Annotated in this window: 11 protein-coding genes; 10 read left to right on the top strand and 1 reads right to left on the bottom strand. The window is 67.5% G+C overall.

Annotated features, from left to right (window positions below; all coding sequences use genetic code 11):
• Positions 1-62: 62 nt before the first annotated feature.
• Entirely contained in the window at positions 63-1,658 is a 1,596-nt protein-coding gene (locus LRR16_RS07455) for a PLP-dependent aminotransferase family protein (protein ID WP_232205377.1), read from the bottom strand.
• Positions 1,659-1,793: 135 nt separating this feature from the next.
• Between LRR16_RS07455 and LRR16_RS07450 the strand changes: the two genes are divergently transcribed.
• The 10 genes from LRR16_RS07450 (at position 1,794) to LRR16_RS07400 (ending at position 14,573) form a co-directional block, all read left to right on the top strand.
• The gene (locus tag LRR16_RS07450) at positions 1,794-3,113 is read left to right on the top strand and encodes an ArgE/DapE family deacylase (RefSeq protein ID WP_232205376.1); all 1,320 of its coding nucleotides are present in this window, start codon (positions 1,794-1,796) and stop codon (positions 3,111-3,113) included.
• 144 nt (positions 3,114-3,257) lie between these two features.
• Positions 3,258-4,862: an ABC transporter substrate-binding protein gene (locus tag LRR16_RS07445; RefSeq protein WP_232205375.1), complete on the top strand. Its 1,605-nt coding sequence runs from the start codon at positions 3,258-3,260 to the stop codon at positions 4,860-4,862.
• Between the two features lie 88 nt (positions 4,863-4,950).
• Positions 4,951-5,955: an ABC transporter permease gene (locus tag LRR16_RS07440; protein WP_232205374.1), complete on the top strand. Its 1,005-nt coding sequence runs from the start codon at positions 4,951-4,953 to the stop codon at positions 5,953-5,955.
• Positions 5,952-6,791, top strand: coding sequence for an ABC transporter permease (locus LRR16_RS07435; protein ID WP_232205373.1), 840 nt, complete (start codon positions 5,952-5,954; stop codon positions 6,789-6,791). The genes LRR16_RS07440 and LRR16_RS07435 overlap by 4 nt, the downstream gene beginning before the upstream one ends.
• An 11-nt stretch (positions 6,792-6,802) precedes the next feature.
• Positions 6,803-8,467: an ABC transporter ATP-binding protein gene (locus LRR16_RS07430; protein WP_255674050.1), complete on the top strand. Its 1,665-nt coding sequence runs from the start codon at positions 6,803-6,805 to the stop codon at positions 8,465-8,467.
• A 79-nt stretch (positions 8,468-8,546) separates the two neighbouring features.
• A complete protein-coding gene (locus LRR16_RS07420) occupies positions 8,547-9,809 on the top strand; it encodes a 4-aminobutyrate--2-oxoglutarate transaminase (RefSeq protein ID WP_232205372.1) in 1,263 nt (420 codons plus the stop codon).
• Between the two features lie 34 nt (positions 9,810-9,843).
• A complete protein-coding gene (gene gabD, locus LRR16_RS07415) occupies positions 9,844-11,301 on the top strand; it encodes an NADP-dependent succinate-semialdehyde dehydrogenase (protein WP_006577167.1) in 1,458 nt (485 codons plus the stop codon).
• A 66-nt stretch (positions 11,302-11,367) separates the two neighbouring features.
• Positions 11,368-11,706 (top strand): cupin domain-containing protein, encoded by a 339-nt coding sequence (locus LRR16_RS07410; protein WP_232205371.1) that lies wholly within the window; start codon positions 11,368-11,370, stop codon positions 11,704-11,706.
• Positions 11,703-13,445: a thiamine pyrophosphate-binding protein gene (locus tag LRR16_RS07405; RefSeq protein WP_232205370.1), complete on the top strand. Its 1,743-nt coding sequence runs from the start codon at positions 11,703-11,705 to the stop codon at positions 13,443-13,445. Before LRR16_RS07410 ends, LRR16_RS07405 begins: the two co-directional genes overlap by 4 nt.
• Positions 13,446-13,502: 57 nt before the next feature.
• Complete coding sequence (locus tag LRR16_RS07400) at positions 13,503-14,573, top strand: histone deacetylase family protein (protein WP_232205369.1); 1,071 nt, start codon at positions 13,503-13,505, stop codon at positions 14,571-14,573.
• Positions 14,574-14,578 lie beyond the last annotated feature (5 nt).

Raw genomic sequence — 14,578 nt, 5'->3', positions numbered from 1 at the left:
GAACGAGTCCTGTAGCGGGTTCGAAGGGGTAGGAAAAAAGGGCGAGACAATCCGGGGCGCGATCAGGCGCCGCTCCACGCCTCGCGGTTGATCTTCACCGCCGACTCGCGTCGCGGTTCCTGCTTGCGGGCCAGATGCTCCATCGCCGGTTCGATGACCTCGGCGAGCTTGCGGAACGCCGGCCCGATCTCTTCCTCGGGCACGCAGGCATAGCCCATCAGCAGTCCCTGCCGCGCCTGCGTCTCGTCGCAGTAATAGCGCGACAGCGGCCGCGCGCTCAGCCCCTGCGTGCGTGCCGCCATGCTGATGCCGAGATCGTCCGCGCCGGGCGGCAGATGCATGACCAGGTGCAGCCCGGCCTCGTGCGTCGACGTGGGCCAGTCAGCGCCGAAGCGTTCTGCGATCGCCTCGCGCAGCAGGCTTTGCCGCTGCGCATAGCGCAGGCGCATGCGCCGGATGTGGGTGGCGTAGTGCCCCTCCTCGATGAAGTCGGCCAGCACCGCCTGCTGGATCAGCTGGCCTTCGCGGAACAGCTCGGACAACCCTGTCGCGAAATGCGGGGCCAGCGGTTTGGGCAACACCATGAATCCCATGCGGATGCCGGGAAACAGCGTCTTGGAGAACGTGCCCATGTAGATCACGCGATCGTGCTCGTCGAGCCCTTGCAGCGAAGCGAGCGGGCGGCCCTCGAAGCGGAATTCGCTGTCGTAGTCGTCCTCGACGATCCAGACGCCACGCTGGCGCGCGTATTCGAGCAGCATGCGCCGGCGCGACAGGCTCATCACGGTGCCGAGCGGGTACTGATGCGACGGCGTCGCGAAGATGAAGCGCGGCGGATTCTGCAGCGTGGCCGCGTCCGGCGCGATGCCCTCGCCATCGACCGGCACCGGGATCGGCTCCACGCCCGAGTTCGACAGCAGGCTGCGCGTGCCCCAGTAGCCCGGGTCTTCCATCCACGCCTTGTCGCCGGGGTCGGCCAGCAGGCGCGCGATCAGGTCGATCGCCTGATGGATGCCGGTCGTCATGATGATCTGTTCGGCATCGCACCGTACACCGCGCGCCAGGCGCAGATGCTCCGCGAGGACGCGGCGCAGCGGCAAATAGCCGCCGTTATGCGCATAGGTCAGCAGTTCGGGACGCGGCTCGCGCCAATGCTTGTTCAGTAGCCGCGTCCACACCGCGCGCGGAAACAGCGAGACGTCAGGCACCCCCGCCATGAACGCACCCCATTGGCGATCGGACGCACCGGCATGCGACACCAGATGCTGGCCGCGGCGCGACAGCGCAAAGCGGTTCGGGTTTTGCTGCGCTGCGGGCACGGTGATGGTGCCATTGGCGGCGCCAACCTTGTGCAATGCACTATGGTCGGGAAATGTGTGCGACACAAAGGTGCCACTTCCAGTCGACGCCGTGACATAGCCCTCGGCCAACAACTGCTCGTAGGCGTACAGCACGGTGTTGCGCGACACCCCAACCTCTTTCGCCAGCATTCGCGAGGCGGGCAGCTTGCAGCCCGCGGGGATCGTACCGGCAAGGATTTCCTGCCGAATGATCTGATAGACCTGCCGGTTCATGTGCGTACCGGCCTTGTCGGCGCTGCCGTCCGTCGGCCGTTCCAGCCGTTGCAGCAGCAGCTCGGACAGAATGGACTCTTTCAAAATGGCTCCAGCAAAAGCGGCAAATATGGACCTATCTATGGTGCCAACTGTGCGCTAATTTCCCACCCATCGCGCGCCGGTGCAAGCAGTTTTCACATCGGCGAGCCTCGCAGCCCGGTGTTCCAAGGAGCCCTCATGCAAGATTCGGCAAGCCAACTCAGTACCACCGACATCGCCGGCGCCGTGCGCTCGCTGTTGCCCTATATGGTCGAGACGCTGTCGGGCTTCGTCGCGGCCGCCAGCCCCTCCGGGCAGGAGCAGCCCGCGGCGGAATTCATCGAGGCGGCCTTGCGCGATCTGGGACTCGCATCGGAGCGCATCGAGCTGCGCGCCGATGCCATCAGGCATCTGCCGCTGTTCTCGCCGCCGTGCTGTCCGGACGGCGGCCGCTACAACCTGCTGGCCACGCATCGGCCTGCCGCGAAGGGCGGCCGCTCGGTATTGTTCAACGGCCATCTCGACGTGGTGCCCACCGGCCCCGAATCGATGTGGCGCAATCCGCCGTACACGCCGGTGGTCGAGGACGGCTGGCTCTATGGCCGCGGCTCGGGCGACATGAAGGCGGGCATCGTCTGTGCGCTGGCCGCGTTCAAGGCGCTGCGCGCGCTGGGCGTGCAGCCGGCCGGTGCGGTCGGATTCAACGCGGTGCTCGAGGAAGAGAACACTGGCAACGGCGCGCTGGCCACCGTGGCGGCGCTGCGCAGCGCGGTGGGCGCCGGCAAGCTGGCCGCCTTCGATACCGTGATCATTCCCGAGCCGCTCGGCGAGGGGCTGATGAGCGCGCAGGTCGGCGTCTACTGGATGTTCATCGAACTGACCGGAAAGCCGGCCCACGCGGCCTACATGACCTCGGGCGTCAATCCGGTCGAGGCGGGCGTCGCGGTGATGGAAGACCTGCGCGAGCTCGAGGCCGAATGGAACCAGCCGGAGAACCGCCCGCCGGTGTACCGAGAACATGCCCACCCGATCAACTTCAACCTCGGGCAGATCCACGGCGGCGAATGGAATTCGTCGGTGCCGTGCACCTGCACGCTGGGCGTGCGCATCGGCTTCTATCCGCATATGGACATCGACGAGACCAAGGCCATCGTCGAGGCGCGCATCCGCGCCACCGTCGCGCGGCTGGAGAGCAATCTCGAACTGAATATCCGCTACGAGGGCTTTCATGCGCCGGGCTGCGAGTTCGATCTCGACGTGCCCAGCATGCAGGCGCTGGCCGAGGCCCATCGCAAGGTCCACGGCGAGCCGGTCAAGCGCGAGGCCACCACCGCGACCACCGATGCGCGCCATTTCCGCCTGATGCTCGATACCCCGGTGACATGCTATGGGCCCATCGCCCGCAACATCCACGGCATCGACGAATCCGTGTCGCTCGACAGCATGGTGCGGGTGACCACCACGTTGGCGCAGTTCCTGCACGACTGGTGCGGTGTGGAGCCGATTGCCAGGGCATGACGCCGGCCATGCGCCCTGTCACGGCGTGACGGGACGCGATCCATGCAAAGCAGTGCCTCAGTTTGCGCTTCAGTTTGCGCCTCAGTTTGCGACTCCGTAGGTGCCATCAGTACCCGCTGTTCACAACGACAAGGAAACGAGCCGATGAAACGAGTTACGACGCGCTTTCAACAGCGCCTGGCTTCGCTGGCGATCGCGGCGGCAGGCCTGTCCCTGTTGCCCCTGGCGCTGCCGGCCGGCAACGCCGCCGCCCAGACCACCGGCGGCACGCTGTCCGGCATCGTGCAGCCCGAGCCGCCGATCCTGGTCAGCGCCCTCAATTCGCAGGCGCCGACGCAGTACATCGCCGGCAAGATCTATCAGGGCCTGCTGACCTACACGCCAGATCTGAAGCCGCAGCCCGAGCTGGCCAAGTCGTGGAAGATCTCGCCCGACGGCCTGACCTATACCTTCGAGCTGCAGAGCGGCGTCAAGTGGCACGACGGCAAGCCGTTCACCTCGGCCGACGTGGTGTTCTCGATCGACAAGCTGCTGCGCGAGGTCCATGTGCGCACGCGTGCCGTGCTGAACAAGTACATGGCGTCGATCCGCGCGGTCAACGACACCACGGTCGAAATCAAGCTGAAGGAACCGTTCCCGCCGTTCATCTCGATGTTCGAGACCGGCACCATGCCGATGATGCCCAGGCATCTGTACGAGGGCACCGACTACCGCAACAACCCGGCCAACCAGAAACCGGTCGGCACCGGCCCCTTCATGTTCAAGGAGTGGAAGAAGGGCGCCTATATCAAGCTGGCCAGGAACCCGAACTACTGGAAGAAGGGCAAGCCATATCTGGACGAGCTCGTCTTCTACGTGATTCCCGATTCGGCCTCCCGCGCGGTGGCGTTCGAGAAGGGCGACGTACAGGTGCTGCGCGGCGGCGATGTCGACAACGTCGACGTCAAGCGCCTGCGCGCGCTGCCCAACGTGGAATACACCACCAAGGGCTGGGAGCTGTTCTCGCCGATGGCCAGCATGCTGATGAACCAGCGCAAGCCGCCGTTCGACAACGTCAAGGTCCGCCAGGCGGTGATGCATGCGCTGAACCGCAAGATGATCGTCAACAACATCTTCTTCGGCATGGGCAAGCCGGCGGTCAGCCCGTTCGCGTCGACCACGCTGTTCTTCGACAAGAACATGCCGAGCATGGACTTCAACCTGAAGAAGGCGCGCGACCTGATCAAGGAGTCGGGCGTCAATGTCGGCCAGTACCCGATCAAGATCCTGGCGACCTCGTACGGGGCCAACTGGGATCGGCTGGACGAGTACACCAAGCAGATGCTCGAGCAGCTGGGCTTCAAGGTCAGCATCGAATCGGCCGACGCCGGCACCTGGGCCGCGCGGGTCAGCAACTGGGATTTCGACCTGACCACGACCTACACCTACCAGTACGGCGATCCGGCGCTGGGCGTGGAGCGGCTGTACGTGGCGCGCAATATCGTCAAGGGCACGCCGTTCGCCAACGTGCAGGGCTACAACAATCCGAAGGCCGACGAGCTGTGGGCCAAGGCGGGCGCGACCATGGACCCGGCCGAGCGCCAGAAGCTCTACAGCGAGGTGCAGCGGATCCTGGTCAACGACGTCGCCAACGCCAACCTGTTCGAGCTGGAGTTCCCGACGCTCTACCGCAAGAACGTGAAGAACCTGGTGACCACGGCGATCGGCCTGAACGAGTCGTTCGACAACGTCTCGATCGAGAAGAACTGAGCCACCGGCCCTGTCTTCCCCCCTCTCCCGCCTGCGGGAGAGGGGCGGGGGAGAGGGTGACCGCCACCACGAAGTCGTGGAGCCTGCCGTGAATTTCCTTTCCTTCCTGATTTCCCGTCTTGGCAAGGCCGTCGTGGTCGTGCTCGGCGTGGTCATCATCAACTTCTTCCTGATCCGCCTGGCGCCCGGCGATCCCGCCACCGTGATGGCGGGCGAGGCCGGCGCCGGCGATGCCGCGTTCGTCGGCCAGCTGCGCGAGCAGTTCGGCCTCGACAAGCCGCTGCTGACGCAGCTTGGCATCTATCTGAAGGGCGTGGCCCAGCTCGACCTGGGCTACTCGTACCGCAACCATCTGCCGGTGCTGGACCTGATCCTCGACCGCCTGCCGGCCACCTTCCTGCTGATGAGCGGTGCCTTCGTCTTCTCGATCGTGCTGGGCGTGCTGCTCGGCGTGATCGCCGCGCGCACTCGCTACGAGAACCGCCGCCGCTGGATCGACAGCGCGGTGATGTCGGGCGCGCTGCTGCTGTATGCGACGCCGCTGTTCTGGCTGTCGCTGATGGCGATCATCCTGTTCTCGGTGGTGCTGGGCTGGCTGCCGGCCTTCGGCATGGAGACCATCGGTGCAGGCTACACCGGCATGGCGCGCGTCAAGGACGTGGCGTTGCACATGATCCTGCCGACGATCTCGCTGGGCTGCTTCTTCATGGCGGTCTATGTGCGCCTGACCCGCGCCTCGATGCTGGAGGTGATGGGCATGGACTACGTCAAGACCGCGCGCGCCAAGGGTGTGCCGGCCAGCCGGGTGATCCGCGTGCACGTGCTGCGCAACGCGCTGCTGCCGGTGATCACCTTCGCCGGCATCCAGCTCGGCCAGATGGCCGGCGGCGCGGTGCTGACCGAGACGGTGTTCTCGTGGCCCGGCATCGGACGCCTGATGTTCGACGCGCTGCTGCAGCGCGACTACCAGCTGCTGCTGGGCATCTTCTTCGTGACGTCGGCCCTCGTCGTCTTCTTCAACCTGCTGACCGACGTGCTCTATCGCTTCATCGATCCGCGCATCTCGGTCGGCGGCAAGGGAGCCACCGCATGAAAGCCTTCCTGCAACGCTATTGCCGCAACTACGGCGCAGTGATCGGTGCGCTGGTGCTGCTCGCCGTGATCGCCTTCGCGCTGTTCGCTCCGGTGCTGTACGAAGATTCGCCGTGGCTGATGGTGGCCGATCCGCTGGTGCAGCCGTTCGCCGATCCGGCCTATCCGTTCGGCACCGACTTGCTGGGCCGCGACATCACCGCGGGGATGCTGTACGGCGCGCGCGTGTCGCTGCTGGTCGGCGTGATCTCCACCGCGGTGGCGCTGCTGTTCGGCATCCTGATCGGCGCGGTGGCCGGCTACTGCGGCGGCCGCATCGACGACGCGCTGATGCGCTTTACCGAGTTCTTCCAGACCATTCCGCAGCTGGCGATGGCGGTGGTGATCGTCGCGATCTTCAATCCGTCGATCTATTCGATCGTCGGCGCCATTTCGGTGGTGTCCTGGCCGCCGGTCGCGCGCCTGGTGCGCAGCGAATTCCTGTCGCTGAAGCAGCGCGAATTCGTGCAGGCCGCCGTGGTCATCGGCCAGAAGCCGCTGCGCATCATCGCCACGCAGATCCTGCCCAATGCGATGTCGCCGATCATCGTGTCGGCCTCCTTCATGGTCGCCACCGCCATCCTGACCGAGTCGGCGCTGTCCTTCCTTGGCCTGGGCGACCGCAACATGATGAGCTGGGGCTTCATGATCGGCGCCGCCCGCACGATGATCCGCGAAGCCTGGTGGATGAGCGTGTGGCCCGGCGTGGCGATCCTGCTGACGGTGCTGTCCATCAACCTGATCGGAGAAGGCTTGAACGACGCCATGAATCCGCAGCTGCGCCGCCGCGGCGAATGAGGGAGCGAGCCATGTCCGTTCAATCGATGCCGCACTCCAATAGCCAGTCAGCCGCGGCGCCGCTGCTGTCGATCCGCGACCTGACCATTGCCTTGCCCAGCGGAAGCGACCGGCCCTACGCGGTGCGCGACGTTTCCTACGACCTGCACGCCGGCGAGATCCTCTGCATCGTCGGCGAATCCGGCTCGGGCAAGTCGATGAGCGCGAACGCCATCATGGGTTTGCTGCCGCCGTACCTGAAGCCGCAGAGCGGCCGCATCCTGTTCCGCGGCAAGGACCTGCTCGCGCAGGACGAAGCCACCTTGCTGGCGATGCGCGGCAAGGACATGGCGATGGTGTTCCAGGAGCCGCTGTCCGCGCTCAATCCGGTGATGACGGTCGGCGACCAGATCGCCGAGGTCATGCGCGTGCACCACGCCTATCCCGGCGAGGCGCGCATGCGCCGCGTGCTGGACCTGCTCGACTTCGTCGGCTTGCCCGATCCCGCGACGCTGGTGCACAGCTACCCGTTCCGGCTGTCGGGCGGGCAGCGGCAGCGCGTGGTGATCGCGATGGCGCTGGCGCTCGAGCCCGCGCTGCTGATCGCGGACGAGCCGACCACCGCGCTCGACGTCACCACGCAGGCGCAGATCCTGGCGCTGATCAAGCGGATCCAGGCCGGAAAGGGCATGGGCGTGATGTTCGTGACCCACGACTTCGGCGTAGTGGCGGAGATTGCCGACCGGGTCGCCGTGATGGAGAAGGGCGTGCTGGTCGAGATGGGCAGCGCGCAGCAGGTGCTGAACCACCCGCAGCATCCCTATACGCGCCGGCTGATCGGCGCGGTGCCGCACGGCCGCTGCGGCGAAGCCGACGGCCAGGCGGCGGAGACGGTGCTGGACGTGCGCGACTTGCGCAAGACCTATGTGTCCGGCGGCGGCCTGTTCTCGCGCAAGCGCGTGGTGCATGCGGTCGACGGCGTCAGCTTTACCGTGCGGCGCGGCGAGACGCTGGGCATCGTCGGCGAGTCGGGCTCGGGCAAGTCGACCATCGGCAAATGCCTGCTGCGGCTGACCGACATCGACGGCGGCACCTTGCTGTTCCAGGGCCAGGACATCGCGCGGATGCCCGAACGACGCTTCCGCCCGCTGCGCAAGGATGTGCAGATGATCTTCCAGGACCCGTTCGCCTCGCTCAATCCGCGCCATACCGTGGGCCGGATCGTCAGCGACGGTCCGATCGCCAACGGCGTGCCGCGCCAGCAGGCGGAGGCCCGCGCGCGTGAACTGCTGCAGCTGGTCGGGTTGGAGGACTCGGCGTTCGACCGCTATCCGAACCAGTTCTCCGGCGGGCAGCGCCAGCGCATCGGCATTGCTCGCGCGCTGGCGCTCGAGCCGAAGCTGCTGGTGGCCGACGAATCCGTGTCCGCGCTCGACGTCTCGGTGCAGGCGCAGGTGCTGGAGCTGCTGGCCACGCTGCAGAAGCGGCTCGACATCGGCCTGATCTTCATCACGCACGACCTGCGCGTGGCGGCGCAGATCTGCCACCACGTGATCGTGATGCACAAGGGCAAGGTGGTCGAGTCGGGGCCCCCGGCCCAGATCTTCGACGCGCCGCGCCACGACTACACGCAGCGCCTGATCGCGGCGATCCCCGGCAAGGAGTGGGATCCGAAGGCGATCCGCGCCGCCGCCTGACAACGCATTGGCCCGGCCGGCAAGCCCCTATTTCCGGATGCCGTCCGTGCGCCCAACCCGAAGCCCCATGGAGAACACGATGAAGAACGCCGAACTGGTCCGCCGCAAGGATGCCGCCACGCCCCGTGGCGTGGGTGTGATGTGCAATTTCTACGCCGAACGGGCCGAGAATTCGGAGATCTGGGATGTCGAAGGCCGCCGCTTCATCGACTTCGCGGCAGGCATCGCGGTGCTGAACACCGGCCATCGGCACCCGCGCCTGGTCGCCGCGGTGCAGAAGCAGCTGGAACGCTTCACGCATACCGCTTACCAGATCGTGCCCTATGCCAGCTATATCGAGCTGGCCGAGAAGATCAACCAGCGCGCGCCGGGCCAGTGGGCCAAGAAGACCGCGTTCTTCACCACCGGCGCCGAGGCGGTCGAGAACGCGATCAAGATCGCGCGTGCCGCTACCGGGCGCCCCGCGGTGATCGCGTTCTCGGGCGGCTTTCACGGCCGCACGATGATGGGCATGGCGCTGACCGGCAAGGTCGTGCCGTACAAGGTCGGCTTCGGCCCGTTCCCGGGCGAGGTCTATCACGCGCCGTATCCGTGCGAGCTGCACGGCGTGTCGGTCGACGACTCGCTGAAGGCGCTGCAGGTCCTGTTCAAGGCGGACGTCGATCCGAAGCGTGTGGCCGCCATCATCTTCGAGCCGGTGCAGGGCGAGGGCGGCTTCAATGTCGCGCCCGCCGCCTTCGTCAAGGCGCTGCGCGCGCTCTGCGACGAGCACGGCATCCTGCTGATCGCCGACGAAGTGCAGACCGGTTTCGGCCGCACCGGCAAGCTGTTTGCGATGGAGCATTACGGCGTGGCCCCGGATCTCACCACGATGGCCAAGAGCCTGGCCGGCGGCATGCCGCTGTCGGCGGTGTGCGGCCGCGCCGAGATCATGGATGCGCCGGCGCCGGGCGGGCTCGGCGGCACCTATGCCGGCAATCCGCTGGCCGTCGCGTCCGCACTCGCGGTGCTCGAGGTGCTGGAAGAGGAAAACCTGATCGCGCGCGGCGCCGCGCTCGGCGAACGGCTGATGGACCGGCTGCACAGCCTGCGTCCGAGCGTGCCGCAGATCGCGCAGGTGCGCGGGCTCGGCGCGATGGTCGCGGTCGAGTTCCAGCAGGCCGACGGCAGCCCCGATGCGGAGTTCACGCGCGAGGTGCAGAACCGCGCGCTGCAGAAGGGCCTGCTGCTGCTGTCCTGCGGCGTGCACGGCAACGTGATCCGCTTCCTGTTCCCGCTGACGATCCCGGATGCGGTGATGGACGAGGGGCTGGACATCCTGGCCGACGTGCTGGTCCGCTGATCGACATCCGCCGCCCATTTTCCCGGAGCCTTTGATGCAATTGAACGATACCGGCCTGCTGCGTGCGCAGGCCCTGGTTGGCGGCGCCTGGATCGACGCCGACCGCGGCGAGTCCTTCGTCGTCACGAATCCCGCCACCGGTGCGCCGATCGGCAAGGTGCCGATGATGGGCGCCGCCGAGACGCGGCGCGCCATCGAGGCCGCGCGCGTCGCGCAGATCGACTGGCGGCGCCGTACCGCGCGCGAGCGCAGCCAGATCCTGCGCAAGTGGCATGAGCTGATGCTGGCGCACGCCGACGATCTCGCGCTGCTGATGACCACCGAGCAGGGCAAGCCGCTGGCCGAGGCCAGGGGCGAGGTGGCCTACGCCGCCTCGTTCCTCGAGTGGTTTGCCGAGGAAGGCAAGCGCGTCTGCGGCGACGTGCTGGCCTCGCCAATGGCGGACCGCCGGCTGGTCGTGGTCAAGGAACCGGTCGGCGTCTGCGCGGCCATCACGCCATGGAATTTCCCGCTGGCGATGATCACGCGCAAGGTCGGCCCTGCGCTGGCGGCCGGCTGCACGATGGTGCTCAAGCCGGCCGAGGACACGCCGCTGTCGGCGCTGGCCCTCGCGGTGCTGGCCGAGCGCGCCGGCGTGCCGGCGGGCGTGTTCAGCGTGGTGACCGGCGACGCGGTCGCGATCGGCGGCGAGCTCACCGCCAATCCGGTGGTGCGCAAGCTGACCTTCACCGGCTCGACCGAGGTCGGCCGCATCCTGATGCGCCAGTCCGCCGACACCATCAAGAAGCTGTCGCTCGAGCTCGGCGGCAACGCCCCGTTCATCGTGTTCGACGACGCGGACCTCGACGCGGCGGTGGAGGGCGCCATTGCCTCGAAGTATCGCAACGCCGGACAAACGTGCGTCTGCGCGAACCGGCTCTACGTCCACGACAAGGTCTATGACGCCTTCGCCCGCAAGCTGGTGGCCGCGGTCGCGCAGCTCAAGGTCGGCAATGGCGTCGAACCGGGCGTGCTGCAGGGGCCGCTGATCAACGAGGACGCGGTCGCCAAGGTCGAATCGCATATTGCCGATGCGCTGGACAAGGGCGCGCGCGTGCTGGCCGGCGGCAAGCGCCATCCGATCGGCGGCACCTTCTTCGAGCCGACCGTGCTGGCCGACGTGACACCGGCGATGCGCGTGGCGAAGGAGGAAACGTTCGGCCCGCTGGCGCCGCTGTTCCGCTTCCATACCGACGACGAGGTGGTCGGCATGGCCAACGACACCGAATTTGGCCTGGCCTCGTACTTCTACAGCCGCGATATCGGCCGGATCTGGCGCGTTGCCGAAGCGCTGGAGTACGGCATGGTCGGCATCAACACCGGCCTGATCTCGAACGAGGTCGCGCCGTTCGGCGGGGTCAAGCAATCGGGCCTCGGCCGCGAGGGTTCGCGATACGGCATCGAGGACTATCTCGAGATCAAGTACCTGTGCATGGGCGGCATCGACCGCTGAGAGCCGACAGCCGACAGCCGATAGCCGACAGCCGCCGCACCACCGAACCCCAATGCGAGCCCCAACATGAGCAGACCTCAGGCAGTGCCGACCGTGCAGGTCGACAACGAGCGCGTGACCGTTACCGAATGGCGCTTCGCGCCCGGCGCCGAAACGGGCTTTCACCGGCACGGCTACGACTACGTGGTGGTGCCGATGACGACCGGCCCGCTGCTGTTGCAGACGCCGCAGGGCGAGGTCACCAGCCAGCTGGTGGCGGGATGCGCGTACGCGCGGCCCGCGGGCGTCGAACACAACGTGATCAACGCGCACGACGGCGAATGCGTGTTCGTCGAGATCGAAATCAAGGCGACCGCGGGCGCGGGATCGCCGTCGTGCACGGCAGCGCACGGAGCCAATCCATGACCAAAGCATCCACGCACAACCGTGCAGTAGACGGCCAATCGCTGCGCGAGCGCAATGGCGGCCAGATCCTGGTGCAGCAACTGCGCATCCACGGCGCCAAGCGCGTGTTCCTGGTGCCCGGCGAAAGCTACCTGCCGTGCATCGACGCGCTCTACGACCATCAGGACGCGATCGACCCGGTGGTCTGCCGACAGGAGAGCGGCGCGGGCTATATGGCCGAGGCCTACGGCAAGCTGACCGGCGAGCCGGGCATCTGCTTCGTGACCCGCGGCCCCGGCGCGACCAATGCCAGCATCGCGGTGCACACCGCCTATCAGGACTCGACGCCGATGATCCTGTTCGTCGGCCAGGTCGGCAACGACTTCATCGAGCGGGAGGCGTTCCAGGAGATCGACTATCGCCGCATGTTCGGCGAGATGGCAAAGTGGGTCGCGCAGATCGACCGCACCGATCGTATCCCGGAGTTCATCGCGCGCGCCTTTGCGGTGGCGACCAGCGGCCGGCCCGGGCCTGTGGTGCTGGCGTTGCCGGAGGATACGCTGTGGGGCAAGGCCACGGTGGCCGATCTGCCGCGCTACCAGCGCGCGTATGCGGCGCCGACGCCGGCCGCAGTGGCGTCGCTGGGCACGCTGCTGGCGCAGGCGCAGCGGCCGTTCCTGCTGGTCGGCGGCTCCGGCTGGACGCCGCAAGCGATGCGCCAGCTCGAAGGCTTCGCCGAGCGCTTCGCCTTGCCGGTCGGCGCGGCCTGGCGCCGGCTCGAATCCTTCGACAACCATCATCCGAATTTCGCCGGCCATGTCGGCTGGGGCATGGGCGAGGCGCTGCGCGCGCGCATTCGCGATGCCGACCTGCTGATCGCGGTCGGCACGCGGATGGGCGAGGCGACCACCGAGGGCTACACGCTGGTGGAGAGTCCGCTGCCGCGCCAGCGGCTGGTCCATGTCTATCCCGACGCCAACGAGCTCGGGCGCGTATTCCAGCCCGCGCTGCCGATCGTCGCCGACGTCGTGTCGTTCGCGCAGGCCGTCGACACGCTGGAGCCGGCGGCCGAACCGGCGTGGGCCGGCCAGACCCGTGCGGCGCGCGGCGACTACCTGCGGCAGCAGGAGCCGGCATCCGCGCCCGGTCCGCTGAACCTGAATGCCGTCGCCTGCCATGTGCGCGACCACGTGCCCCCTGACGCCTGCATCACGGCCGGCGCCGGCAACTACGCGCTGTTTGCGCATGCCTACCACCGTTTCCAGGGCGTCGGCACCAGCCTCGCGCCGACCGTGGGATCGATGGGGTACGGGCTGCCGGCCGCGATCTCGGCCAAGCTCGAATATCCGGACCGCACCGTGGTCTGCTACGCCGGCGACGGCTGCTTCCAGATGAACCTGCAGGAACTGGGCGTGGCGATGCAATACCGGCTCGGCATCGTCGTGCTGGTTTTCAACAACGGCATGTGGGGGACCATCCGCGCGCACCAGGAACGCGAATTCCCCGGCCGCACCATCGCGCTCGGCTTCGACAACCCGGATTTCAGCGAGCTGGTGCGCGCCTATCGCGGCCACGGCGAAGTGGTGCAAAGTGACGCCGAATTCGGCCCGGCGTTTGCGCGAGCGCTCGAATTCGCCAATACGCAGCGTCTGCCCGCGCTTCTCGAACTGCGCTACGACCCCGACGGCATCGCGCCCGGCATGACGTTGTCGCAAATTCGGGCGGCAGCGCTGGCGCGGCAGGCGGACGCCGCCGCCTGAACGCGTCGCGCCGCGCGCGCCACTCACGACCGCTGCTCGACAACCCACACCTACGATATGCGTGCTTTCTTCTCGGATGACCAGTTGCTCCATCAGCCCCGCCAGTTCATGCGCGCGGGCCGGCTGTGCGAGCCGACCGACGTGCCCGCACGCGCGGCCGCGCTGCAGGCCACGCTCGCCGCGCGCGGCATCGATCTGGCGGCCGCGCCGGACTACGGCCGCGCGCCGCTGGAAACGGTGCACAGCGCCGCCTATCTCGATTTCCTGTGCGAAGCCTACGACCGCTGGCAGGCGCTGGCGCGCCCCGGCTTCGAACCGGGCATCGAGGTGCTGCCCAATCTGTCCCCGTACCACAACGGCAAGCTCGACCAGAACCGCCGGCCCGATTGCCCGACCGACTCGGTGATCGCGCAGGCGGGCTATTACCTGGGCGACCTGAGCTGCCCGCTCGGCCCGCAAAGCTGGCGGTCGATCCTGCGCTCGGCACACAGCGCGGTGGCGGCGGCGGACTATGTCTGCGAACAGCCCGATGGCGGCATGGCGTACGCGCTGTGCCGGCCCTCCGGCCATCACGCGCACAGCGACCGAGCCGGCGGCTTCTGCTACGTCAACAACGCCGCGATCGCCGCGCAGGGGCTGCTCAAGCGCTTCGGCAAGGTCGCGGTGCTCGATGTCGACGCGCATCACGGCGACGGCACGCAGCAGATCTTCTACCAGCGCTCGGACGTGATGACGATCTCGCTGCATGCCGACCCGGCCGGCTACTACCCGTTCTATACCGGCTATGCCAACGAACGCGGCTACGGCGCGGGCTATGGCTACAACCTGAACTTCCCGCTGCCGCACGGCACCGGCGACGCCGGCTTCCTGGCCGCGCTCGACAGCTCGCTCGACGCGCTGCGCGACTACCGGCCGCAGGCACTGGTGCTGTCGCTCGGCTTCGATACCTATGTGGACGACCCCATCAGCGTGCTGGCCGTCGGCATGGACGGCTACCGCGGCATCGGCGAGCGCATCCATGCGCTGGGCGTGCCGACGGTCGTGGTGCAGGAGGGCGGCTACGAGGTCGAGGCCATCGGCCCCGCGCTGGACGCCTTCCTGTCGGGCTTCGCCCCGGCGATGGCCTGAGTACC

This window comes from Cupriavidus sp. UGS-1, from assembly GCF_021213615.1.
Lineage (GTDB): Bacteria > Pseudomonadota > Gammaproteobacteria > Burkholderiales > Burkholderiaceae > Cupriavidus.
Note: the sequence above shows the minus strand (reverse complement) of the source record. Positions and strands in the feature narration are given on the sequence as shown.

What these genes read in the sequence shown, in the direction of transcription:
- LRR16_RS07450 (WP_232205376.1), top strand. Translation starts at nt 1,794, where the DNA reads ATGCAAGATTCGGCAAGCCAACTCAGTACCACCGACATCGCCGGCGCC.
- LRR16_RS07445 (WP_232205375.1), top strand. Translation starts at nt 3,258, where the DNA reads ATGAAACGAGTTACGACGCGCTTTCAACAGCGCCTGGCTTCGCTGGCG.
- LRR16_RS07435 (WP_232205373.1), top strand. Translation starts at nt 5,952, where the DNA reads ATGAAAGCCTTCCTGCAACGCTATTGCCGCAACTACGGCGCAGTGATC.
- LRR16_RS07430 (WP_255674050.1), top strand. Translation starts at nt 6,803, where the DNA reads ATGTCCGTTCAATCGATGCCGCACTCCAATAGCCAGTCAGCCGCGGCG.
- LRR16_RS07420 (WP_232205372.1), top strand. Translation starts at nt 8,547, where the DNA reads ATGAAGAACGCCGAACTGGTCCGCCGCAAGGATGCCGCCACGCCCCGT.
- gabD (WP_006577167.1), top strand. Translation starts at nt 9,844, where the DNA reads ATGCAATTGAACGATACCGGCCTGCTGCGTGCGCAGGCCCTGGTTGGC.
- LRR16_RS07410 (WP_232205371.1), top strand. Translation starts at nt 11,368, where the DNA reads ATGAGCAGACCTCAGGCAGTGCCGACCGTGCAGGTCGACAACGAGCGC.
- LRR16_RS07405 (WP_232205370.1), top strand. Translation starts at nt 11,703, where the DNA reads ATGACCAAAGCATCCACGCACAACCGTGCAGTAGACGGCCAATCGCTG.
- LRR16_RS07400 (WP_232205369.1), top strand. Translation starts at nt 13,503, where the DNA reads ATGCGTGCTTTCTTCTCGGATGACCAGTTGCTCCATCAGCCCCGCCAG.